Genomic DNA, 23385 nt, shown 5'->3' with positions numbered 1-23385 from the left:
CGGACCGTCCCGGGGAACCGGCCCCCGGTACGAATTCAGCGTCCGGCACGACGAGCCGCCGGGGCAGGGGCCAACCGTCCCGAAGCCGGGACCGAATGCCCCGACTCCAGGAGTCCGGCCCTGTCACCTGCGCAATCCGCCGCTTCGGGATGCGCGCGATCGGGCGCAGGGGCGCGCAGGAAGGGGGATCGTCGACGATCTCCCGCCGCCGACGGGTGGTCCGAGGAACGCGGCGAGGGCCTTGCTCGACACCGGAGTTCGACGGTCCGCAGCAGTGTAGGGCCGACCGGCCCTGGCCCTTCGGCCCTGGAACGCGCACGATCTACGGTAGGCAGGGACCGGGGCACGCGGTGGGCGTCTTCCGGCGCAGGTACGAGACGGCGCAGAACGAGGAGCATTCGATGGCGGACGGCAAGCGGCCCGGACCCGACGATCCGATCCAGGTCTTCCTGCTGGACGACCACGAGGTGGTACGCCGCGGGGTGCGCGACCTGCTGAACGACGAGCCGGACATCGACGTGGTCGGTGAGGCTGGCACCGTGGAACAGGCGCTGGTGCGTGTCCCCGCGCTGCGCCCGCAGGTGGCGGTGCTCGACGTCCGCCTGCCGGACGGCGACGGTGTGACCGTCTGCCGGGAGCTGCGGTCGCGCATGCCGGAGCTGGCCTGTCTGATGCTGACCTCGTTCGACGACGAGGAGGCACTGCTCGACTCCATCATGGCCGGCGCCTCCGGATACGTCCTGAAGCAGATCCAGGGATCGGACCTGGTTTCGGCCGTCCGTACCGTGGCCGCCGGCCAGTCCCTGCTCGACCCCAGCGCCACCGCCAGGCTGATGGCCCGCTTGCGCCAGGGCCCGGAGCCGGAGCCGGAGCCCGACGCCCTCCCGGGCCTGACGGACCGGGAGCGGGAGATCCTGGCCCTCATCGGTGAGGGACTCACCAACCGGCAGATCGGTCAGCGGCTCTACCTCGCGGAGAAGACGGTCAAGAACCACATCTCACGGCTGTTGGCCAAACTCGGTGTGGAGCGCCGCATCCAGGCGGCAGTCATCGCCACCCAGGCCCAGGACCGGCTCAGGCAGCAAGGCCGTTGAGCCCGCCCGCACGTCAGGCCCACCGGGCCGAACGGCCCTCCTCCCAGCCCCGTGCGGCCCAAGCCGGATCCCTTTCCGGGCCGTCAGGCTGGCAGCGCACCCGGACATCACCGGACGGCACTCATCGGGAGGATGACGGACATGAGCGTGCGCGTCGGCATCAACGGCTTCGGCCGCATCGGACGCAACTACCTGCGCTGTGTGCTGGAGCGTGCGGAGACCTCGGCCGGCACACCGGTCGAGGTCGTCGCGGTCAACGACCTCACCTCGCCGACGGCGCTGGCCCATCTGCTGGAGTTCGACTCCACGTACGGCCGGCTGCACCGCGTGGTCGAGCACGACGACAGCTCGCTCACGGTCGACGGGCACCGGATCGTCGTGACCGCCGAGCGCGATCCGGCAGCTCTGGCCTGGCGTGACGCCGGGGTCGATGTCGTCATCGAGTCCACCGGTCGATTCCGCACCCGCGAGCAGGCAGGGCTACACCTGAAGGCCGGCGCCAGCAAGGTGCTGCTGTCGGTGCCGGGCAAGGACGTCGACGCCACCGTGGTGATGGGCGTCAACGAAGGCACGTACGACCCGGAGCGGCACCACGTGGTCTCCAACGCCTCCTGCACCACCAACTGCGTGGCGCCCATGGTGAAGGTCCTCGACGAGCACTTCGGCCTGGTCAAGGGCCTGATGACCACCATCCATGGCTATACCAACGACCAGGTGGTCCTGGACGGCCCGCACAAGGACCTGCGCCGTGGCCGCAGTGCCGCCGTCAACATCATCCCCACCAGCACGGGGGCCGCGCGTGCCGTCGGACTGGTGCTGCCGGAGCTGGCCGGGACCCTGGACGGCATCGCCGTGCGGGTGCCGGTCGAGGACGGCTCGCTGACCGACCTGAGCGTGGTCCTGGAGCGGCCCGTGACCACGGACGAGGTCACTGCCGCCTTCCGTGAGGCCGCCGACGGACCGCTCAAGGGCATCCTGCGGGTGTCCGACGCCCCGATCGTCTCCCGGGACGTCGTGGGCGATCCCGCCTCGTGCGTCCTGGACGCCCCGCTGACCCAGGCACACGGTGACCTGGTCAAGATCTTCGGCTGGTACGACAACGAGTGGGGTTACACCAACCGGCTGCTGGACCTCACGGAGTACGTCGCGGCCCGGCTTTCGCAGAGCTGACGAGCCTGGTCGCACGCGATGACCTCTCGGGACATGCGGGGGCCAGGGGCGACCTGGCCTTGCGTCCTGTGTTCGGACGTGGTGAATGGAGGTAGGGCACACCTGTACAGAGCTACGCGTTCCCGCCGGGCGTCGGCCGGCGGGAACGCACACCGCTTCGAAGAAGCCCGCGTGTGCGGCGCCCCGCCCGTCACGACCGACGGGCGGGACTCGCCGCGTATCCCGAGCGTGTGAGGAGGATGCCATGGCATCCCGACTCGACGACAAGACGGTGGCGAAGCTGGTGGCCGAGGCCACGGCGGCGCCGTCCATGCACAACGCGCAGCCGTGGCGGTTCCGCTTCGTGACCGGTGAACGCCTCATGCTGTTGTACGCGGATCTCGAGCGGGCCATGCCCCGCTCGGACCCCGGCAACCGGGCGTTGCACATCGGCTGCGGGGCGGCGCTGTTCAACCTCCGCGTCGCCGCCGCGCATGCGGACCTCGTCGCGGAGACAGCACTGTCGCCCGATCCGCAGGACCCGACGCTGCTTGCGGCCGTACGTCTGCTCGACCCTGTCGGGCGTCTTGGAGACGACGACCTGGTGCGGCTGCACCCGGGGATCCAGCAACGGCACACGAGCCGCCACCCGTTCGCGGACAAGGCCGTCCCGGAAGACGTGCAGGCCACCCTGTGCGAGGCCGCGGCACGCAAAGGCGCCGAGCTGTTGTTCCCCGGCCCCTGGCACACCGAGACCGTTCTCGACCTCGTCCGCGACGCCGAGAGCCGCGACGTCATGGACCCCGGCTCCGACGAGGACCTGGTGCGCTGGACGCGGCTCGGGCCGGAAGCGGACATCGCCGTCGACGGCGTCCCGGAGTACGCCTTCGGTCCCCGCAAGCGGGACGGCAAGGCTCCCGTACGGGACTTCGCCGGCCGTCGGCGCGTGGCCGACCGTGGCACCACCACCTTCGAACACACCCCGCACCTGGCCCTGCTCAGCACCCCCGGCGACGGCTCCGACGACTGGCTGCGCGCGGGGCAGGCACTGGAACGCGTCCTGTTGGAGGCCACCCTGGCCGACCTGGCCACCTCCCTGACCTCTCACGCGCTGGAGACCCGCGACCTGCGCCTGCTTGCCCGAGACCCCGGAGAGGGCACAGGCCAGGTACAGATGGTGCTGCGACTCGGCTACGGCCCGCGCGGGCCGGTCACGCCTCGGCGCGCGGTGGGGGAGGTCCTCGACGTCGCGTGACCTCGGCACGACGGATTCCCTGGCGGGGCGTGGCGCGGTCCCCCGCGTCTGGTGGCGAGCGAAGCCTGCGCCGACGGCAGCCCGTTCCTTGCGGGTCGCGGGCACAGTGGGGGTGTCGCTCTCGGGCGCGGTCAGGTCGCCCTGATCACGGCGGCAGTCATGAGGCGCCTCCTCGCCGTGGTGCAGGAAGGGGGACGGCGAGCCACCGATCGCGCCCAGATGGGCGAGGGCAGTGGACTCCGCCGGTGAGCGTCATCGCGGCGCGGCGGCTTTCTCCAGTTCGGGCGGCCCTCCGTGGGGAGCGAGGTCGAATTCCACGTCCACCACGCCCTCGACGGCACGGGCCAGACGTGCTGCCACCGGCACCAGTGCGGTGTCCCGGACGCGGCCGGTGAGCTGTACGACCCCGTCCCGCACGCTCACGAGCACGGCCGACTTCGGCGGGGGGAAGAGGTAGGACACGACCTCGCGCCGTACCTCCTCGGCAATCTCCTCGTCGTCGCGCAGGAAGACCTTGAGCAGGTCGGCGCGGCTGACGACGCCCTCGAGCATGCCCAGGGCGTCGACCACGGGCAGCCGCTTGACCTTCGCGCGCGCCATGGTGCGAGCCGCCTGTGCGAGGGTGGCGTCCGCGTGGACGGTGAGGGCAGGGGATGTCATCAGCTGCTCAGCGGTGAGCGCACCCGCCTTCTCCAGGTCCTTGAGACGCCGCAGCTGCGTATAGCGGTCGGGATCGCCGTCGCGGAACTCTTCCTTGGGCAGCAGATCCGCCTCGGAGACCACGCCGACGACCCGGCCCTCGCCCTCGATCACGGGCAGGGCGCTGATCTTCCACTCCTGCATCAGCTGGACGATCTCCTTGAAGGCCGCCCCGCGGCCTACCGCGGCGACCGTGTGGGGCATGACATCGCTGACGATGTGCGGGGTGCCGTGCATGGTCACTCCTTCGTTCTTCGTCCGGGAGCCGGCGGGGTCAGACGGAGCTGCCGGCGCCGTACGGGGCGTACAGGTCCAGCAGATGCGTCCTGGCCGAACGGAGCCGGTGGGCAAGGACCTGCCCCACCCACTGGGAGACGTCCCGGCCCAGGCCGGCGTCGTCCTGGCACAGGGAACGGACCGCCGCGCCGTCGAACTCGTAGGCCCTGACCGGTGTTGTCGCCTCGGCGCCCAGGTGCCACGCGTGCGGCGGGAAGAGCCAGGACCAGCCGACCAGTTCGTTGTGGCCGAGGTTCTCGATCACGGCGGGGCGTCGGCCGGGGACGCGCATGTCGAGGTCGATCCTGCCGGTGCGGATGATCCAGAACCGATCGGCGCGCGATCCCTCCTCGAACAGGCGGGTTCCCTGAGGAATGGACACCTCCTGGGCGAACCGCATCAACCGCTCGCGGTGTTCTGCGGTCAGGGAGCGAAGCATGGTGGGGGTGGGGGAAGGGCTCATGGCGTGCCTCCGCGAGGGCTGTACGACGTTCCACGGCCAGCGTGTGCGATAGGCCGCTGAGCAGGGCAGGGGCCACCCGGTCCCTTGGCCGGGACCTTCGGGGCACCCCGGGCCGGTCGGCCCTCGCGGCCCGGGACTCTCGGCACCGCCTCGGGCCGTGTGGCCGCTGCCTGCGCCCGGCACGGCGCAGAAAGATCGTTCACGGATCGACCCATCCGCACCGAACCGCACAAGGAGCACAGCCATGCCCAGGACCACCAGGACAGGGGAGCGAGCGGCGCCGAGACCGTCACTCGGTCTGCCCGCCGCGTCCTCGCTCGTGATCGGCACCATCATCGGCACGGGGATCTTCGCCCTGCCTGCCGCCCTGGCACCGTACGGACCGATCTCCCTGGTGGCGTTCGTCGTCGTGACGCTGGGCGCGCTGGCGCTGGCACTGACCTTCGGAGCCCTGTCGAAGAGGGCGCCGGCGAGTGGCGGGCCGTACGTCTACGCCCGCGAGGCGTTCGGGGAGTTCGCCGGATTCCTCAACGCGTGGTCGTACTGGATCACCGCCTGGGCCGGGAACGCGGCCATCGCCGTGGCATGGGTCGGTTACGTCGAGGTGTTCGTCAACACGGGCCACAAGACGTGGATCTCCATGGGGCTCGCCCTCGGCGGACTCTGGACCGCGGCCGCGATCAACCTCACCGGCGTCCGCAACATGGGCGCGTTCCAGGTGGTCACGACCGTGCTGAAGTTCGTCCCGCTCGTCTTCATGGCCACTGTCGGGCTGCTGTTCATCGACCCGGACAACTTCGGGACCTTCAACGCCAGTGGTCGGTCCGCCGTCGGTGCGATCTCGGCAGCGGCCGCCATCGCCCTGTTCAGCTACCTCGGCCTGGAGGCCGCCTCCGTGGTCGCCGGCCGGGTGCGCGATCCGGAGCGGAACGTGCCCCGTGCCACCGTGTACGGCACCCTCCTGTGCGCCGTCCTCTACATCCTCGGCACCCTCGCCGTGTTCGGCACCGTCTCGCACGGTGAGCTCGGCGCCACCTCCGCGCCGTTCACCGACTCCGCGAACAACATCTTCGGCGGTACCTGGGCCGGGGACGTCGTGGCTGTCGCCGCCGTCATCTCCGGCATCGGCGCCCTGAACGGCTGGACCATGCTGTGCGCCGAGATGCCGTACGCCGCCGCCCGCGACGGTCTCTTTCCCGGCTCCTTCGCCAGGCTTCGCGGGCAGAGCGGTGTCCCGGCGTTCGGTATCGTCGCCTCGACCGTGCTGGCCTCGTTGATCACGGTGTTCAGCTACTCGCGCTTCGAGGACGTCTTCACGAAGATCGTGCTGCTGAGCGTGCTGACTGCGGTGATCCCGTACCTGTTCTCCGCCGCCGCCCAGCTGTACTGGCTCCTGGTGCGCGGCCGGGAGAGCGTCGGCCCCCGGCGTCTGGCTCGCGATGTCACCGTCGCCGGTCTGGCACTCGTCTTCTCCTACTGGTCGATCCAGGGCAGCGGCTACCAGACCGTCTACTACGGGCTGTTCGTGCTGCTGCTCGGAGTTCCGGTCTACGTCTGGCTGAAGCGGGGCGAGGGCGTCTACGGCGGTACCGACCTGCCGATTCCCGCCGCCCGCGTTCCCCGGGAGGAGCGGGCGCCCAAGACGCCGACACCGCCCCGGGCGCGCCCGCGCGGCAGCGGCACCGGTTCCCTGCGTAAGCGCAACGTCCAGCCTCACCACGAGTGATCACCCTCACCAGGAATGACCACCCCACCTCCCGACAGAGGACCCCACGCCATGAACACGTTCCACGTCGACTCCGAGGTCGGCTCGCTGCGCCAGGTGATCCTGCACCGCCCCGGCATCGAACTCTCCCGACTGACCCCGCGCAATGTCGACGCTCTCCTCTTCGACGACATCCTGTGGGCCAAGCGAGCCCGCGAGGAGCACGACGCCTTCGCCCAGGTGCTGCGCGACCACGGAACGAAGGTCCACTACTTCGCCGACCTGCTCGCCCGGACCCTCGACCTTCCCGAGGCCCGCGACTGGCTGCTCGACCGAGTGATCACCCCCGCCGCCGTCGGACCGGCCCTGATCGACCCGGTCCGCGAGTTGTGCGCCGCACTCGACGGCGACACCCTCGCCGGACACCTCATCGGCGGGCTGTTCAAGAGCGATCTGCCGCTGGCCAGCCCGCACAGCCTGGTCTGGAACGCGCTCGATGCCGAGGACTTCGCGCTCGCCCCGCTGCCCAACCACCTCTTTCCGCGCGACAACTCCTGCTGGGTCTACGACCGGCTCTCGGTCAATCCCATGGCCAAGCCCGCCCGCCGTCGCGAGAGCCTGCACGCCGAAGCCATCTACCGGTTCCACCCGATGTTCGCCGACGCAGCGCCCGTACCGCTTCTCGACGGCCCCGTGGGCACGCTGGAAGGCGGTGACGTCCATGTCTTCGGGGGCGGGGCGGTCATGGTCGGCATGGGAGAGCGGACCACCGCCCAGGCCGTGGAGAACCTCGCCGCCCGGCTTTTCGCCGACGGCACGGCAAACCGGCTGGTCGCCGTCCAACTCCCCGCCACACGGGCGTACATGCACCTCGACACCGTGCTGACGATGGTCGACCGCGACACCTTCGTTGTCTATCCGGGCCTCGCCGACTCGCTGCGCTCCTGGACGCTCACCCCGAGCGACACGCGGGAGTGCGGCTTCGAGGTCGCGCCGAACTCGGACCTCGCCACCGCACTCGCCGAGGCACTCGACCTCGACAAGGTCCGGATGTTCTCCGCCCCGCAGGACATCCGCAACGCCGAACGCGAGCAGTGGGACGACGGCAGCAACTTCCTCGCCCTCGCTCCCGGCGTGATCGTCGGCTACGAGCGCAACGTCACCACCAACACCTACCTACGCAAGCAGGGCATCGAGATCGTCACGATCGCCGGCGCCGAACTCGGCCGCGGACGCGGTGGCCCGCGCTGCATGAGCTGCCCCATCGAGCGCGACCCGGTCGCCTGACCCGCGACCGACCGCCCCAGGGAGGGATTCCACCATGACCGTCGACCTCCGAGGCCGCTCCTGCCTGAGCGAACTCGACTTCACCGCCCGCGAGATCCACCATCTCCTCGACCTCGCAGCCGACCTCAAGGCGGCCAGGCGTGCCGGTACCGAGCGGCCCCGGCTCACCGGCAGGCACCTTGCGCTGATCTTCGAGAAGACCTCCACCCGCACCCGCTGTGCCTTCGAGGTCGCCGCCGCCGATCAGGGCGTCGCCACCACCTACCTGGGCCCCCGCGACACCCATGTCGGCGTCAAGGAGTCCATCGCCGACACCGCCCGTGTGCTCGGTCGTATGTTCGACGCCATCGAGTACCGGGGCTCGGCCCACTCGCTGGTCACCGAGTTGGCCGCCCACTCCGGAGTCCCGGTCTACAACGGCCTGACCGACACCGCGCACCCCACCCAGAGCCTGTGCGACGTCCTCACCATGCGCGAACACAGCCTCAAGCCGGTGCCTGACATCGGCTACTGCTACCTCGGCGACGCCCGCAACAACATGGGCAACTCCCTGCTGTCCATGGGCGCCCTGCTCGGCATGGATGTACGGATCGCCGCGCCCGCCCGCCTCTGGCCGGACCCGGCGCTGGTGACCAGGTGCCGAGAACTCGCCGAGCACAGCGGCGCCCGGATCACCCTCACCGAGGACGTCGAGACGGGCGTTCGCGGCGCCGACTTCCTGTACACCGACGTCTGGGTCTCCATGGGCGAGCCCGCCGAGACCTGGCGGGAGCGGATCAAGCTGCTGCTGCCGTACCAGGTCAACGACAAGACGCTGGCCGCCACCGGCAACCCGGACGTGAAGTTCATGCACTGCCTGCCGGCCCTGCACGACCGCCGTACCCGCCTCGGGCAGGACCTCTTCGACGCCTACGGCCTGGACGGACTGGAAGTCACCGACGATGTCTTCTCCTCGCCCGCGTCGATCGTCTTCGACCAGGCCGAGAACCGGCTGCACACCATCAAGGCCGTGCTTGTGGCCACCCTGGAGGGCTGAAGCCATGCGTATCGTCGTCGCCCTCGGCGGCAACGCCCTGCTCCACCGCGGCGAGCGCCCCGACGCCGCCGTCCAGCAGGCGAACATCGACCGGGTGGCCACCGCCCTTGCGGCTCTGGCACACGAGCACGAGGTCGTCCTCACCCACGGCAACGGCCCCCAGATCGGCCTGCTCGCCATGGAAAGCGCGTCCGACCCCGCCCTCAGCGCCCCCTATCCGCTGCACCTGCTCGGCGCCCAGACCCAGGGGATGATCGGCTCCCTGCTGGCCTGCACCCTGCACGACGCCCTGCCCGGCCGCCGGATCGCCACGCTCGTCACCCACACTCTCGTACGGGCCGACGATCCGGCCTTCGCACGACCCACGAAATTCGTGGGACAGATCTACTCCCGGGAGGCGGCTCGGTCCCTGGCGCGCAAGCGGGGCTGGCACATCGCCCGGGACACCGGCGGCTGGCGCCGCGTGGTGCCCTCCCCGGTACCGGAACGGATCCTGGAGACCGACACGGTCCACGAACTGCTGAACGGCGGAGCTCTGGTGATCTGCGCCGGCGGGGGAGGCGTTCCCGTCACCGCCGACAAGGTCACCGGGGCGCTGACCGGGGTCGAGGCCGTCGTGGACAAGGACCTCACGGCCGCGCTGCTCGCCGAGGACCTCAAGGCCGACTTCCTGCTCGTCCTCACCGACGTCCCCTGCGTGTACGAGGACTACGGCACACCGGCCCAGCAGCCCGTACTCGACGCCACCCCCGCCGAGCTGCGGCGAAGGAGCCTTCCCGAAGGCTCGATGGGCCCCAAGGCCGAGGCGTGCGCCCGGTTCGTGGAACGCACGGGGGGACTGGCCGCGATCGGCGCCCTGGACGCGGCGTACGAGATCGTCCACGGCCGATCGGGCACGCTCGTCCGCCCCGAGATGGCAGCGGGCTGAGACGAAGGGCCGATCGGCCCGGGCGTGAGGGCCGGTGGCCGCCCGCAGGTGTGCCGACGGACCCTCCCGGCAGCCGGGGCCGACGAGAAGGATCGGCAGTACAGAAGGAGCAACCGTGCGGACCGAGGAGAGACCGGCGATGACGGTAACGGTGACGGCTGGACCCCGGACGCCGCAGGCGTGGCGGGACTTCGCCGGCGCAGGCTGGCGCGAGCGGATGGACGTCCGCGACTTCATCCAGGCGAACTACACGCCGTACGAGGGTGACGCGGCCTTCCTGGCCGGCCACACCGAGCGCACGCGCGCGGTGTGGGAGAAGGTGAGCTCCTTGTTTCCCGAGGAGCGGCGCCGGGGCATCCTCGATGCCGACCCGGGTAATCCGTCCACGATCACCTCGCACCGGCCGGGCTTCATCGACCGTGACCGCGAGCTGATCGTCGGCCTCCAGACCGATGCCCCGCTGCGGCGGGCCATCATGCCCAACGGCGGCCTGCGGATGGTCGAGAACGGGCTGAAGGCGTACGGCTACCAGGCAGATCCCTTTGTCACCCGGGTCTTCGGAACCTACCGCAAGACCCACAACGACGGTGTCTTCGACGCCTACACTCCCGAAATGCGCACCGCACGCAAGGTGGGCATCATCACCGGCCTGCCGGACGCCTACGGCCGTGGCCGGATCATCGGCGACTACCGGCGGGTCGCCCTGTACGGCACCGACCGGCTGATCGAGGCCAAGCAGGCCGAGAAGGCCCTGCTGGACACACAGCCCTCCACCTCGGACGTCATCCGTGATCGCGAGGAACTCGCCGAGCAGATGAGGGCGTTGAGGGAACTGGCGGAGATGGCGACCACCTACGGCTGCGACGTCTCCCGGCCCGCCGCCACCGCCCACGAGGCCGTGCAATGGCTCTACCTCGGCTTCCTGGCCGCGGTGAAGGAGCAGAACGGCGCCGCCATGTCGCTGGGCCGCACCTCCACCTTCCTGGACGTCTACCTCCAGCGGGACCTGGTCGCGGGGCTCATCGACGAGACGCGTGCCCAGGAACTGATCGACGACTTCGTGATCAAGCTGCGGATCGTGCGGTTCCTGCGCACCCCCGAGTACGACGCGCTGTTCTCCGGCGACCCCACCTGGGTGACGGAGTCCATCGGCGGCATCGGCGACGACGGCCGCACGCTGGTCACCCGCACCTCCTTCCGTTTCCTTCAGACCCTGTACAACCTCGGTCCGGCCCCCGAGCCCAATCTGACCGTGCTGTGGTCGCCGCGACTCCCCGCCGGCTTCAAGAAGTTCTGCGCCCAGGTCTCCATCGACACCAGCGCGATCCAGTACGAGTCCGACGACCTCATGCGCCCGCGCACGGGCGACGACACCGCGATCGCCTGCTGTGTCTCGGCGATGGCCGTCGGCAAGCAGATGCAGTTCTTCGGGGCGCGGGTCAACCTCGCCAAGGCACTGCTGTACGCCGTCAACGGCGGCCGGGACGAGATGACCGGCGAACAGGTCGCCCCCGAGGCACCTGCGCTGACGGGTGAGTACCTGGACTTCGCCGAGCTGTCGGCGGCGTACGACCGCGTCCTGGACTGGCTGGCGGAGACATACGTCAACACCCTCAACGTCATCCACTTCATGCACGACAAGTACGCCTATGAGCGCATCGAGATGGCCCTGCACGATCATCCGGTGCACCGGTTCATGGCCTGCGGGATCGCCGGACTCTCGGTCGCCGCCGACAGCCTGTCCGCCGTCAAGCACGCGCGGGTGAAGGTGTTCCGCGACGCCACCGGTCTCGCCGTCGATTTCCGCACCGAGGGGGAGTTCCCGGCCTACGGCAACAACGACGACCGCGCCGACAGCATCGCCGTCGGCCTCGTGGAGTCCTTCATGGCCAAGGTCCGCAAGCACCCCACCTACCGGGACGCCGAACACACCCAGTCGGTACTGACCATCACCTCGAACGTCGTCTACGGCAAGCACACCGGCAACACCCCCGACGGCCGGAGGGCCGGCGCGCCCTTCGCGCCCGGCGCCAACCCGATGAACGGGCGCGACCGCCACGGCGTGGCCGCCTCCGCCCTCTCCGTCGCCAAGCTGCCGTACGAACAGGCGCGGGACGGGATCTCGCTGACCACGACGATCACTCCGGAAGGCCTGGGTCACGACCCGGACGAGCGCGCGGATCACCTGGCCGGGATCCTGGACGCGTACATGTCCTCTGGCGGCTTCCACATGAACGTCAACGTCCTGGACCGGGCGACCCTGGAGGACGCCATGGAGCACCCGGAGAAGTATCCGGAGCTGACGGTCCGGGTCTCCGGATACGCCGTCAACTTCGTCCGGCTGACCCGTGAACAGCAGCTCGACGTGATCAGCCGCACCTTCCACGGTTCGCTGTGAGCACGATGATCAAGGGCCGGATCCACTCCTGGGACCTCTCCACCGGCGTGGACGGTCCCGGGACCCGGTTCGTGCTCTTCGTCAGCGGCTGCTCGTTGCGCTGCCTGTACTGCGCCAACCCCGACACCTGGCACATGCGCGACGGCCGGGAGACCACGGTGGAGGAGGTGATGGCCGAGATCGAGAAGTACCGGGCCTTCGTCACGACGGCAGGCGGCGGAGTCACTCTCACCGGTGGCGAGCCCCTTCTCCAGTCCGCCTTCACCGCTGCCGTGCTCCATCGCTGCAAGGAACTCGGGCTGCACACCGCCCTCGACACCTCCGGCTTTCTCGGCGTCCGTGCCGACGACACGCTCCTCGCCGACACCGACCTGGTGCTCCTGGACATCAAGTCCTTCGACATCGGCACGTATCGCAAGCTGACCGGCGGTGAGCTGGCCCCCACCCTCAACTTCGCCACTCGCCTGGACCGGCTCGGCGTCCCCGTGTGGATCCGTTACGTCCTGGTCCCCGGCTGGACCGACGACGAGACCGCCGTCGACGGCCTGGGCGCGTTTCTGGGCGGGCTGGGCAACGTCGACCGGGTCGACGTCCTGCCCTTCCACAATCTCGGCAGCCACAAGTACGAGGCCCTCGGGATCCCCTTCCCGCTCAAGGACACCCCGACGCCCGACCGGGACCTCGTCCAGCGGGTCCGTGCACAGTTCCGCGAGCACGGGGTGCGGGCGGTGTGAGCCGGCACCCGCCTCTCCGCGCGACCCCGCCGCCACCCTGTGGACGCGGGGCGTTCGCCCCTCTCGTGGGCCGGTCGGCCCTCAGGAGGGACCCTCCGGCCTCTTCTGCCTCGGATCACGGGGCTCGGAGACTTACGGTGCATCCCCCAAGGAGGTCCGCACATGCCCACCATCACCGTCGGTCTCGACGGCTCGCCCGCAAGTCTCGCCGCCGCAGACTGGGCGGCTCGGGAAGCGGTACAGCGAGAGGCGCTCCTGCACCTCGTTCATGCCGAGGACCCGCCCCCTCCCTACGCGCCGTTCGGTGGCGTTCCGTCGCTCGGCGCGATCGACGGGCAACACGAGTGGGCCGCGGATCTGCTGCGCAAGGCCGAGTCCCGGCTCGCGCGGCGCCACCCCGGTCTGCTGATCACCAGCCGGCTCACCGGAGACCAGGCCGTCCCCGCACTGCTGGCCGCCGCCGCGGACAGCGATCTGCTGGTCCTGGGGTCCCGGGGCCTGGGTACCGTCGCCGGGTTCCTGGTCGGCTCCGTGGCACAGGCCGTCGTGGCGCGTACCGTACGACCCGTCGTCCTCGTTCGGGCCACTGAGCACGCAGCGGACGAGCACCTGCCGGACGCCGCGGGCGCCGGGGTGACCACCACTCCGTACCGTGACGTGGTGCTGGGGCTGGACCTGGAACAGCCGAGCGATACTGTCATCGAGTTCGCCTTCAGGGCCGCTCAGCAGCGCGCGGCCGGCCTGCGCGTGGTCCATGGCTGGAACCCGGCCGCCGTCTACGGCTACGCCGCCGCCGTGGACGCGGGACTCAACGAAGAGCTGGCCGAGGAAACACGGAACGGGCTGAGCGACGTCCTGCGGCCGTGGAAGGACAGGTTCCCCGGGGTCAAACTGCATGAGCAGGCCGTGATCGGTGGCGCCGGCCGTCATCTCGTGCACGCCTCGCGGGACGCGGCGCTCGTCGTCGTCGGCCGCAAGAACCGCCGTGCGGCGGTCGGCGGCCGCGTCGGCCCGGTGACACACGCCGTGCTGCAACACGCCTCCGCACCGGTCGCGGTGGTGCCGCACGACTGACCCCGGGGCCGGGTGTCCACCGCTCGCCGCACCACCTCCGGTACGCGTCCACGGCAGTGGGCGGGGCAGGGAAGATCAGTCCCCGCCCGCTGACTCCGTCAGGCAGGCCGTGTGCGTCCGAGTCGTCCCGCAGGCGCTGCGTCACACGGGTGAGGGCGAACACGACTTCGTGCCGGGCGAGTTCGCGGCACGGTTCGTCGAGGAGAGGTGCCCGAGGCACCGGCGCACTCCGTGTGTCGGGCGTGCCGTGTCGATGCCCAACAGCCCCTCAAGACAGGGCCGTTCAGCCCCATGGTCGCGGACCTTCGGCATCCGGCGCCGTCCGGTGCACAGGGCCAGAGTGAGTCACGTCAGACAACGACCCGACCGTCTTCGAAGGGAAACCCACCATGTCCGTGCACGAGCACCCGCACCGGAGCACCGGCTTCCACCTGCCGTCACTGCGCGGGAACCCGGCCGCCACCGCATCCGAGTCCGCCGAGTCGGCAGTGTCGTCAGACACCGGCACGCACACCGTGCGGGCCTACGTCCTCGCCTCCCTGCGCCTGCTCACCGGGTTCGTCTTCCTGTGGGCCTTCCTCGACAAGACCTTTGGCCTCGGCTACGCGACTCCGTCCGGCAAGGGCTGGATCGACGGCGGATCGCCGACGAAGGGCTTCCTCGGCTCCGTCGCCGTCGGGCCGATGGAGTCCACCTTCCACTCCTGGGCCGGCGACCCGTGGGCGAACTGGCTGTTCATGCTCGGTCTGCTCGGGATCGGCCTCGCGCTTGTCCTCGGTGTCGCGCTGCGGATCGCCGCCGTCGCCGGGACCGCGATGATGATCCTGATGTGGGTCGCCGAGTGGCCGCCCGCGCGGCACATCTCGGACGGCTCGCTGAGCATGTCGACGAACCCGTTCGCCGACTACCACCTGATCTACGCCGTCGCCCTGATCGTCCTGGCCGCCACCGCGGCAGGCGACACCCTCGGCGCGGGTCGGCTCTGGGCCCGGCTGCCGATGGTGCGCGACCACGGCTGGCTGCGCTGAACACCGGCGGCGCGGTGGGCCCGTCACCCGGCCCACCGCGCCGAGCCCTCTCCTGGGCCGTCCGGTCCCGATCCGGGACCAGTGGCCCCTGCACAACGAACCCCCCTAAGACGACGCTGGAATCGGATCCCTCGCCCCAGGAGGTGGAGATCATGCTCCGCACCATCACCGTAGGTCTCGACGGCTCGCAGGAGAGCCGGGCAGCCGCCGAATGGGCGGCTCGCGAAGCAAAGCTGCGCGACCTGCCCCTGAAGATCGTCCACGTCTGGGAGCCGGTGCCGGAGCCCATGGCCGAGGCCCCGCTCCTCGGAGCCGAGACCCAGCAGCACTGGACCGAGCGGATTCCCCGCGAGGCCGCCGAGGGCATCGGTCTGCGGCACCCGGGCGTCGAGGTGATCAGGGAGCAGCTCTCCGGACACCCGGGCCATGCGCTGGCCGAGGTGGCGAAGAGTGCCGAACTGCTTGTCCTGGGCTCGCGTGGTTTCGGCGGGATCGGCGGGTTCATGGTCGGCTCGGTCGGCTTGTCCGTCGTCGCCCACACGGACCGCCCCGTGGTGCTGGTACGGGCGCTGGAGCAGGCCGCCGACGAGCACGAGCCGGACCCGGCAGGCGTTCCCTCCGCCGCGACCCCGTTCCGGCCGGTGGTGCTCGGACTCGACGTCGAGTACCCGGACGAGACGCTGATCGAGTTCGCCTTCGACGCCGCCAGGCGCCGCGCGACGTCCCTGAGGGTCGTCCACGGCTGGAACCCGCCGCCCTACTACGCGTACGGCACACCAGCCAACCCCGCACTGCACGAGGCACTGGCCCTGAGTGATGCCGAGGCGCTGGCCGAGGCCGTGGCCCCCTGGCGGAAGAAGTTCCCGGACGTGGAGGTCGTCGAGCAGTCCCGCTACGGCAGCCCCGCGATCCACGTCGTGGAGGCCTCCCGTCACGCATCCCTGGTCGTCGTGGGCCGGCGCATCCGCCGCAGCTCCTTCGGCGCCCACGTCGGGCACGTCACCCACGCGGTCCTGCACCACTCCACCGCCCCCGTCGCCGTCGTCCCGCACAGCTGATTCACCCTGAGGAGAAGAGACCCATGAAGGCAGCGGTCGTACGCGCGTTCGGCGAGCCCCTGGTCATCGAGGAGCGACCCGACCCGGAGCCCGGCCCCGGCCAGGTCCGCGTCCGGGTGGAGGCGTCCGGGCTGTGCCACACCGACATCCACGCGGCCCACGGCGACTGGCCGGTCAAGCCGAACCCGCCGTTCGTTCCCGGGCACGAGGGTGTCGGCCTGGTGGAGGCGCTCGGCGAAGGCGTCACCCATCTCACCGTCGGGCAGCGCGTCGCCGTGCCGTGGCTCGGCAGGGCGTGCGGGCGGTGCGAGCACTGCCTGTCCGGCTGGGAGACCCTGTGCGAGCAGCAGATCAACACCGGCTACGGCTGCGACGGCGGTTACGCCGAGAAGATGCTCGCCTGGGCCGACTTCGCCCAGCCCGTACCCGACGGGATCAGCGCCCTGGAAGCCGCCCCGCTGACCTGTGCGGGCGTGACGACGTACAAGGCGCTGAAGGTCGCCGACGTCAGGCCCGCTCAGCTCGTCGCGATCTCCGGGATCGGCGGGCTCGGCCATCTGGCCGTGCAGTACGCGAAGATCGCGGGCGCCACGGTCGCCGCGATCGACGTCACCGACGAGAAGCTCCGGCTGGCCGCGGAACTCGGCGCGGACATCGTCATCGACGCCCGCAAGGAGAACGTCGGCGAGGTGCTCAAGCGGCACGGCGGCGCCCACACCGCCATCGCGCTCGCGGTGAACGACGCGGCCTTCGAAGCCGTCAACTCCGGGCTGCGGCGCGGCGGCAAGCTGGTCATGGTGGCCCTGCCCGCGCACGGCACGGTCCGCGTGCCCATCTTCGACACCGTTCTCAACGGCACCTCGGTGATCGGCTCGATCGTCGGCACCCGGCAGGACCTCGCCGAGGTCTTCCAACTGCACGCGGCCGGCCGCACCAAGGTCGTCTACGAGACCCGACCCCTGGCCTCGGTGAACGAGTCCATCGACGAGGTACTGCGCGGCCACGTCAAGGCACGCATCGTCTTCGACCTCGGAGCGCAGCGGTGAAGGCGGCGGGACTGCCCTTGGTCGTCGGCGTGGACGGCTCCGAGCCGAGCCTGCGCGCCGTCGACTGGGCGGCCGACGAAGCAGCTCTGCGCGGAGTGGCGCTGAAGGTGGTGTACGCCTCCCTCTGGGAGCGCTACGAGGGCAGCGCGCTCGCCGCGGACGTCGCCAAGCCGCCGGAGGAGGTGAGGGCGGACGACATCGTGGAGGCCGCCGCACGGCGTGCCCTCCACCGTCGACCGGACCTGAAGGTCTCCGCGGACGTGCTGCCCGAGGAGCCGGAATACGCGCTGGTGCGGGAAGGGCGCCATGCCTGCGCGCTGGTGCTCGGCAGCCGGGGCCGCAGCGGCCTCGTCGAGATGCTGCTCGGGTCCGTCAGCCTCACCGTGGCCGCACACGCGGACTGTCCGGTGATCGTGCTGCGCGGCAGCCACGACAACCGGGCCGGCGCGGACTCGCGGGGGCATGTCGTGCTCGGCGTGGGGGAGACGGGGAAGGACTCCGCGGCGACGCGCTTCGCCTTCCAGGAAGCCAGGCTGCGCGCCGCACCCCTGGACGCCGTGCGCGCGTGGCGGTGCCCCGCACACGAGAGCGTGGACCACCCTCTCCTCGCCGGCGAGCCGGCGCGACTGCACGAGGAACACGCCGCCGAAGCTCTGGAAGAGGCCCTGAAGGACGCCCCGACGGACGTCGAACTGCACCGACGCACCGTCGAGGGACCCGCCCGCAGAGTCCTGCTCGACGCCTCGCGCGACGCCGGCCTGCTGGTGGTCGGTGCCCGGCGCAACCCCGGGCACCTCGGGCTCCAGCTCGGGCGTGTCGCCCACGGAGTCCTGCACCACGCCGCCTGCCCTGTCGCGATCGTGCCCGAGCAGGCGTGAGCGCCCAGCGACCCGACCGACCACTCGACGCCTTCGGAGTCACCATGTCCACCATCCGGCACCAGGACGCCACCGCACCCACCGACGAAGAGCTGCGCACTCTGGACGCACACTGGCGCGCCGCCAACTACCTGGCCGCCGGACAGATCTACCTGATGGCGAACCCGCTGCTGCGGGAGCCGCTGCGACCCGAGCACATCAAGCCGCGGCTGCTCGGGCACTGGGGCACCTCGCCCGGTCTCAACCTCGTCCACACGCACCTCAACCGGGTGATCAAGGCCCGAGGGCTCGACGCGCTGTGCGTATGGGGTCCGGGCCACGGCGGTCCCTCGATCCTCGCCAACTCCTGGCTGGAGGGCAGCTACACCGAGACCTACCCGGACGTGACGCGCGACGAGGACGGCATGGCCCGGCTGTTCCGCCAGTTCTCGTTCCCCGGTGGCGTCCCCAGCCATGTCGCCCCGGAGACCCCCGGTTCGATCCACGAGGGCGGCGAGCTCGGCTACTCGCTGGCCCACGCCTACGGCGCCGCCTTCGACAACCCGGACCTCCTCGTCGCCTGCGTGATCGGCGACGGCGAGGCGGAGACCGGGCCGCTGGCCGCCGCCTGGCACTCCAACAAGTTCCTCGACCCCGTCCACGACGGCGCGGTCCTGCCCATCCTGCACCTCAACGGCTACAAGATCGCCAACCCGACGGTGCTCTCCCGCATCCCGGAGGCCGAACTCGACGAGCTGCTGCGCGGCTACGGCCACGACCCGATCCACGTCACCGGCGACGACCCCGCCAAGGTCCACCGGGCCATGGCCGCGGCGATGGACGACGCACTCGACCGCATCGCCGTCATGCAGGGCACCGCCCGCGAGGGCGGTGTCACCGAGCGCGTGCACTGGCCCATGATCGTGCTGCGCACCCCGAAGGGCTGGACGGGACCGGCCGTGGTGGACGGCGAACCCGTCGAGGGCACCTGGCGCGCCCACCAGGTGCCTCTGTCCGGGGTCCGTGAGAATCCGGAGCACCTGCGGCAGCTGGAGGCGTGGCTGCGCTCGTACCGGCCCCGGGAACTCTTCGGGCCCGACGGCCGTCCCACTGCCGACGTCCTCGCCTGTGTCCCCGACGGCGCCCAGCGGCTCGGCGCCACGCCGCACGCCAACGGCGGCCTGCTCGTGCGCGACCTGCCCGTCCCCCCGATCGACGACTTCGCCGTACCCGTCGACAAGCCGGGCACCACCCTGCACGAACCGACCCGCGTTCTCGGCGACCTCCTCGCCCGGGTGATGAAGGACACCGGTGAGCGACGGGACTTCCGTCTCGTCGGCCCGGACGAGACCGCGTCCAACCGGCTTCAGGCCGTCTTCGACGTCAGCGGAAAGGCGTGGCAGGCCGAACACCTGCCGGTCGACGAGCACCTCGAGCACCACGGCCGGGTGATGGAGATCCTGTCCGAACACACCTGCCAGGGCTGGCTGGAGGGCTATCTCCTGACCGGCCGGCACGGCTTGTTCTCCTGCTACGAGGCGTTCGTGCACATCGTCGACTCGATGGTCAACCAACACATCAAGTGGCTCAAGACGTCGAGGGAGCTGCCCTGGCGCGCGCCCATCGCCTCCCTCAACTACCTGCTCACCTCGCACGTCTGGCGCCAGGACCACAACGGCTTCTCCCACCAGGACCCCGGCTTCGTCGACCACGTCCTCAACAAGAGCCCCGAGGTCGTCCGCGTCTACCTCCCGCCGGACGCCAACACGCTCCTGTCGGTCGCGGACCACGCCCTGCGCAGCCGCGACTACGTCAACGTCATCGTGGCGGGCAAGCAGCCCTGCTTCGACTGGCTCTCCATGGACGCCGCCCGGGCCCACTGCGCCCGCGGGGCCGGCATCTGGGAGTGGGCCGGCACCGACAACGGCACCCGCGAACCCGACGTGGTCCTCGCCTGCGCGGGCGACGTGCCCACCCTGGAGGTGCTGGCCGCCGCGCAGCTGCTCCGCCGGCATCTGCCCGACCTGGCCGTGCGCGTGGTCAACGTCGTCGACATGACCCGGCTGCTGCCGCGCGAGGAACACCCGCACGGGATGAGCGACTTCGAGTACGACGGACTGTTCACCACCGACAAGCCGGTGATCTTCGCCTACCACGGGTACCCGTGGCTGATCCACCGCCTCGCCTACCGCCGCACCGGGCACAGGAACCTTCACGTGCGCGGCTACAAGGAGTCCGGCACGACGACGACGCCGTTCGACATGGTCGTCCGCAACGACCTGGACCGCTACCGCCTGGTCATGGACGTCATCGACCGGGTCCCCGGCCTCGCCGTGCGGGCCGCCGCGGTACGCCAGCGGATGGCCGACGCCCGCACCCGTCACCAGGCCTGGATCCGGGAGCACGGCACCGACCTGCCCGAGGTCGCCGACTGGACATGGACGGCCTGACGGGCCTGACGACGCCGACCGCCCCGGGACCATCAGCGGAACGGGGGGGCCGATCGGCCCCCCGTTCCGCCCCGGACAGCCCATGGGACCGCCCTCCGGTCTGCCGGACGATCGAAGTGTCGAGAGCCATGGAGGAGACCTGCGATGACGGACGACCTGATCGACCGGCCCACGGTTCACGCCCTGCTCGCCGACGGCACCACCGTGTGCATACGGCCCGTGCGGCCGAGTGACCACGGCCAGCTGCAAGGGTTCTACGAGGAGATGTCGGCGGACAACCTCCGCCTGCGGTTCTTCTCGGCGAGCCGACGGTCGGCCGCCATGGCCGCCGACCGGGCCTGCGCCCCGACCCGTCCGGGCTACCGGGCCCTGATGGCCGAGGCGGACGGCCGGGTGATCGGCCTCGCCGAGTACGACACCGCCGGGGAGAAGGACGACGCGGAGGTCTCCATCGCCGTTGCCGACGGTCTGCACCACCGGGGTGTGGGCACCCTGCTCGTCGAGCACCTGGTCTCGGCGGCGCACGCGGACGGCATCACCACCTTCACGGCCGACGCGCTGAGCGAGAACCACGAGGTGCTCCGTCTCTTCGCCGACCTCGGCCTGCGCACCTCCCGCCGCTTCGAGGGACCGGAGGTGCGCTGCACCGTCCACCTCGACCAGGACGACACCTACCTGTCGGCCGTCGAGGCCAGGGGCCGTGCCGCCGACGTGGCCAGCCTCCTGCCGTTGCTGCGCCCGGACGCCGTCGCGGTCGTCGGCGCCGGACACACGCCGGGGTCGGTGGGCCGGGCGATCCTCCACCATCTGCACCAGGGTGGCTTCACCCGGCGGCTCTTCGCCGTGAACCCCCGCGTCACCTCGGTGCTCGGTGTGCCGTCCCACCCGTCCGTCGCGGCCCTGCCCAAGACCCCCGACCTCGTGATCGTGGCAGTGCCGGCCAGCGCGGTCCCGGCAGTCGCCGACGAGTGCGGCCGGGCCGGGGTGCGTGCGCTCGTCGTCGTCACCGCCGGACTCGACCACACCCAGGCGCGGTCCCTGCTGGACGCCTGCCGCACCTACGGCATGCGGCTCGTCGGACCCAACTGCCTCGGCGTCGCCAACACGGACCCCGAGCTGAACCTCGACGCCACCTTCGCCGCCGAACACCCCCGACCCGGGACGGCCGGTGTCGCCGTGCAGTCCGGAGGCGTCGGCATCGCCCTGCTCGACGGGCTCTCCCGGCTGGGCATCGGAGTCTCGTCCTTCGTCTCGCTCGGCGACAAGTTCGACGTCAGCGGCAACGATCTGCTGCAGTGGTGGGAGAGCGACGGCCGCACCGACCTCGCGCTGCTGCACCTGGAGTCATTCGGCAACCCGCGCGCCTTCTCCCGGACCGCTCGCCGCGTCACGCGTCGCATCCCGGTGCTCACCGTCGACACCGGACGCACGGACGCGGGGCGTCGCGCGGCCGCCTCGCACACCGCTGCCGCCGCCACCCGCACCATGACCCGCGGCGCGCTGTTCACCCAGGCCGGCATCACCGCGACCCGCTCGGTCGGCGAGCTCCTCGAAACCGCGGCCCTGCTGCACTCCCAGCCGCTGCCGGAAGGCACCCGCGTCGCGATCGTCACCAACGCGGGCGGCGCGGGAGTGCTGGCAGCCGACGCCTGCGTGGAGGCGGGGCTGGCCGTTCCCCCGTTCACCCCCGCCATGGTCGAGGAACTGCTCGGCGTGCTGCCGGACGGCGCCGCCATCGGCAACCCCGTCGACGCCACCGCCGCCGTGTCCGAGCAGCAGCTGACCGAATGCGTCGACCGTCTGACCCGGTGCACCGGTATCGACGCCGTCGTCGTGGCCCTCGTCCCGACGGCGGTCGCGGTGGCCACCGGTGACGACCTGGTGCGGGCCGTCACCGCCGCTCCCGGCCGGCGGGCGATGCCCGTGCTCGCCGTACGCCTGGAGCAGGACCGGTCTATCAGACTGCTGCCCGCAGCCGACGGCGGCACGATCCCCTCCTACGCCGAACCGCAGGCCGCGGCCCGTGCCCTCGCCCGCGCCGCCGACCGGGCCTCCTGGCTGGCCAGGCCCGCCGGTGTGGTCCCGGTCCTCGACGACGTCGAGACCGTGCGGGCCCGAACGGTCGTCGAGGAGTTCCTCGCGCTGACACCCGACGGCGGCTGGCTCGACCCCCGCGCCTGCGCCGACCTGCTCGCCTGCTACTGCATTCCGCAGATCCCCTGGGCATGGGCCGAGACCGAGGACGAGGCCGTCCTGGCCGCCGAGCGGCTGCACGGACTCGACGGCCGGGTGGTCATGAAGGCCCAGTGGCCCGGACTCGTCCACAAGAGCGCACAGCACGCCGTCCACCTCGACCTGCGCGGCGACTCCCAGGTGCGAGCGGCCTTCCGTGACCTGGCGACCCGCTTCGACGGACTGATGACCGGAGTGGTCCTACAGCCGCTCGCCGCGCGCGGCACAGAGCTGTTCGCGGGCGTCGTCCAGGACGAGGTCTTCGGCCCGCTCGTCCTGTTCGGGCTCGGCGGTACCGCGACGCAGGTGCTCGCCGATCACGCGGCCCGCCTCGCCCCGCTCACCGACCGCGACGTGCACGAACTGATCACCTCGCCACGCTGTGCCCCGCTGCTGCTGGGCGCGAACGGAAGCGCCCCCGTCGACCTGGAGGAGCTGGAACAGCTGCTCCAGCGGTTGTCCCGGATGGCCTCCGACCTCCCGCAGCTCGCCGAGGTCGACTTCAACCCGGTTCTGGCGGCGCCCGGCGGTGTCACCGTGCTCGACGCGCGGGTGCGACTTCTGCCGCGGCGCCCCCAGGACCCCTACCTGCGCCGACTGCGCTGAGGAGGAAACG

Annotated in this window: 18 protein-coding genes; 16 read left to right on the top strand and 2 right to left on the bottom strand. The window is 71.1% G+C overall.

Annotated features, from left to right (window positions below):
• The first annotated feature begins 401 nt into the window (after positions 1-401).
• From OG933_RS06870 to OG933_RS06860, 3 genes are all read left to right on the top strand, one after another.
• The gene (locus OG933_RS06870) at positions 402-1094 is read left to right on the top strand and encodes a response regulator transcription factor (RefSeq protein WP_142267582.1); all 693 of its coding nucleotides are present in this window, start codon (positions 402-404) and stop codon (positions 1092-1094) included.
• A gap of 141 nt (positions 1095-1235) precedes the next feature.
• Positions 1236-2264: a type I glyceraldehyde-3-phosphate dehydrogenase gene (gene gap / locus OG933_RS06865; RefSeq protein WP_405625925.1), complete on the top strand. Its 1029-nt coding sequence runs from the start codon at positions 1236-1238 to the stop codon at positions 2262-2264.
• A 244-nt stretch (positions 2265-2508) separates the two neighbouring features.
• Entirely contained in the window at positions 2509-3498 is a 990-nt protein-coding gene (locus OG933_RS06860; protein ID WP_405625923.1) for an Acg family FMN-binding oxidoreductase, read from the top strand.
• A gap of 252 nt (positions 3499-3750) precedes the next feature.
• Here the strand turns inward: OG933_RS06860 and OG933_RS06855 are convergent, their stop codons facing one another.
• Positions 3751-4434 carry a CBS domain-containing protein gene (locus tag OG933_RS06855; RefSeq protein ID WP_327186442.1) on the bottom strand — a complete coding sequence of 228 codons (684 nt, stop codon included), beginning with the start codon at positions 4432-4434 and terminating at the stop codon, positions 3751-3753.
• A gap of 37 nt (positions 4435-4471) precedes the next feature.
• Positions 4472-4936 carry a cyclic nucleotide-binding domain-containing protein gene (locus OG933_RS06850; protein WP_327186443.1) on the bottom strand — a complete coding sequence of 155 codons (465 nt, stop codon included), beginning with the start codon at positions 4934-4936 and terminating at the stop codon, positions 4472-4474.
• A gap of 244 nt (positions 4937-5180) precedes the next feature.
• On the opposite strand from OG933_RS06850, the gene OG933_RS06845 reads away from it, so the two are divergent.
• The 13 genes from OG933_RS06845 to OG933_RS06785 all read left to right on the top strand — a co-directional run bounded on the left by OG933_RS06845 (position 5181) and on the right by OG933_RS06785 (position 23375).
• Complete coding sequence (locus OG933_RS06845) at positions 5181-6662, top strand: APC family permease (RefSeq protein ID WP_405625920.1); 1482 nt, start codon at positions 5181-5183, stop codon at positions 6660-6662.
• A 51-nt stretch (positions 6663-6713) separates the two neighbouring features.
• Entirely contained in the window at positions 6714-7928 is a 1215-nt protein-coding gene (locus tag OG933_RS06840) for an arginine deiminase (RefSeq protein ID WP_405625917.1), read from the top strand.
• 34 nt (positions 7929-7962) lie between these two features.
• A complete protein-coding gene (argF, locus tag OG933_RS06835) occupies positions 7963-8964 on the top strand; it encodes an ornithine carbamoyltransferase (protein ID WP_405625915.1) in 1002 nt (333 codons plus the stop codon).
• Between the two features lie 4 nt (positions 8965-8968).
• Positions 8969-9892, top strand: coding sequence for a carbamate kinase (locus OG933_RS06830; RefSeq protein ID WP_405625913.1), 924 nt, complete (start codon positions 8969-8971; stop codon positions 9890-9892).
• A 139-nt stretch (positions 9893-10031) separates the two neighbouring features.
• The gene (pflB, locus tag OG933_RS06825) at positions 10032-12290 is read left to right on the top strand and encodes a formate C-acetyltransferase (RefSeq protein ID WP_327186447.1); all 2259 of its coding nucleotides are present in this window, start codon (positions 10032-10034) and stop codon (positions 12288-12290) included.
• Positions 12291-12295: 5 nt separating this feature from the next.
• Positions 12296-13024, top strand: coding sequence for a pyruvate formate-lyase-activating protein (gene pflA / locus OG933_RS06820; RefSeq protein ID WP_327187820.1), 729 nt, complete (start codon positions 12296-12298; stop codon positions 13022-13024).
• 162 nt (positions 13025-13186) lie between these two features.
• Positions 13187-14098 carry a universal stress protein gene (locus OG933_RS06815; RefSeq protein WP_405625910.1) on the top strand — a complete coding sequence of 304 codons (912 nt, stop codon included), beginning with the start codon at positions 13187-13189 and terminating at the stop codon, positions 14096-14098.
• A gap of 389 nt (positions 14099-14487) precedes the next feature.
• Positions 14488-15126, top strand: coding sequence for a hypothetical protein (locus tag OG933_RS06810; protein ID WP_405625907.1), 639 nt, complete (start codon positions 14488-14490; stop codon positions 15124-15126).
• 152 nt (positions 15127-15278) lie between these two features.
• Entirely contained in the window at positions 15279-16184 is a 906-nt protein-coding gene (locus OG933_RS06805; RefSeq protein WP_405625905.1) for a universal stress protein, read from the top strand.
• 23 nt (positions 16185-16207) lie between these two features.
• Entirely contained in the window at positions 16208-17230 is a 1023-nt protein-coding gene (locus tag OG933_RS06800; RefSeq protein ID WP_327186451.1) for a zinc-dependent alcohol dehydrogenase, read from the top strand.
• The gene (locus OG933_RS06795) at positions 17227-18108 is read left to right on the top strand and encodes a universal stress protein (protein WP_405625903.1); all 882 of its coding nucleotides are present in this window, start codon (positions 17227-17229) and stop codon (positions 18106-18108) included. The genes OG933_RS06800 and OG933_RS06795 overlap by 4 nt, the downstream gene beginning before the upstream one ends.
• Positions 18109-18152: 44 nt before the next feature.
• Positions 18153-20537: a phosphoketolase gene (locus OG933_RS06790; RefSeq protein WP_405625900.1), complete on the top strand. Its 2385-nt coding sequence runs from the start codon at positions 18153-18155 to the stop codon at positions 20535-20537.
• 144 nt (positions 20538-20681) lie between these two features.
• Positions 20682-23375 carry a GNAT family N-acetyltransferase gene (locus tag OG933_RS06785; RefSeq protein ID WP_327186454.1) on the top strand — a complete coding sequence of 898 codons (2694 nt, stop codon included), beginning with the start codon at positions 20682-20684 and terminating at the stop codon, positions 23373-23375.
• Positions 23376-23385: the final 10 nt, after the last annotated feature.

The organism is Streptomyces sp. NBC_00016 (assembly GCF_045040885.1).
GTDB classification, from domain to species: Bacteria; Actinomycetota; Actinomycetes; order Streptomycetales; family Streptomycetaceae; genus Streptomyces; species Streptomyces coriariae.
The sequence above is the reverse complement of the archived record's forward strand: the minus strand, read 5'-3'. Positions and strand labels throughout refer to the sequence as shown.

Bases quoted from the DNA above. Each gene is read 5' to 3' on its own strand.
- OG933_RS06870 (WP_142267582.1), top strand. From the start codon at position 402: ATGGCGGACGGCAAGCGGCCCGGACCCGACGATCCGATCCAGGTCTTC.
- gap (WP_405625925.1), top strand. From the start codon at position 1,236: ATGAGCGTGCGCGTCGGCATCAACGGCTTCGGCCGCATCGGACGCAAC.
- OG933_RS06860 (WP_405625923.1), top strand. From the start codon at position 2,509: ATGGCATCCCGACTCGACGACAAGACGGTGGCGAAGCTGGTGGCCGAG.
- OG933_RS06855 (WP_327186442.1), bottom strand. From the start codon at position 4,434: ATGCACGGCACCCCGCACATCGTCAGCGATGTCATGCCCCACACGGTC.
- OG933_RS06850 (WP_327186443.1), bottom strand. From the start codon at position 4,936: ATGAGCCCTTCCCCCACCCCCACCATGCTTCGCTCCCTGACCGCAGAA.
- OG933_RS06845 (WP_405625920.1), top strand. From the start codon at position 5,181: ATGCCCAGGACCACCAGGACAGGGGAGCGAGCGGCGCCGAGACCGTCA.
- OG933_RS06840 (WP_405625917.1), top strand. From the start codon at position 6,714: ATGAACACGTTCCACGTCGACTCCGAGGTCGGCTCGCTGCGCCAGGTG.
- argF (WP_405625915.1), top strand. From the start codon at position 7,963: ATGACCGTCGACCTCCGAGGCCGCTCCTGCCTGAGCGAACTCGACTTC.
- OG933_RS06830 (WP_405625913.1), top strand. From the start codon at position 8,969: ATGCGTATCGTCGTCGCCCTCGGCGGCAACGCCCTGCTCCACCGCGGC.
- pflB (WP_327186447.1), top strand. From the start codon at position 10,032: ATGACGGTAACGGTGACGGCTGGACCCCGGACGCCGCAGGCGTGGCGG.
- pflA (WP_327187820.1), top strand. From the start codon at position 12,296: ATGATCAAGGGCCGGATCCACTCCTGGGACCTCTCCACCGGCGTGGAC.
- OG933_RS06815 (WP_405625910.1), top strand. From the start codon at position 13,187: ATGCCCACCATCACCGTCGGTCTCGACGGCTCGCCCGCAAGTCTCGCC.
- OG933_RS06810 (WP_405625907.1), top strand. From the start codon at position 14,488: ATGTCCGTGCACGAGCACCCGCACCGGAGCACCGGCTTCCACCTGCCG.
- OG933_RS06805 (WP_405625905.1), top strand. From the start codon at position 15,279: ATGCTCCGCACCATCACCGTAGGTCTCGACGGCTCGCAGGAGAGCCGG.
- OG933_RS06800 (WP_327186451.1), top strand. From the start codon at position 16,208: ATGAAGGCAGCGGTCGTACGCGCGTTCGGCGAGCCCCTGGTCATCGAG.
- OG933_RS06790 (WP_405625900.1), top strand. From the start codon at position 18,153: ATGTCCACCATCCGGCACCAGGACGCCACCGCACCCACCGACGAAGAG.
- OG933_RS06785 (WP_327186454.1), top strand. From the start codon at position 20,682: ATGACGGACGACCTGATCGACCGGCCCACGGTTCACGCCCTGCTCGCC.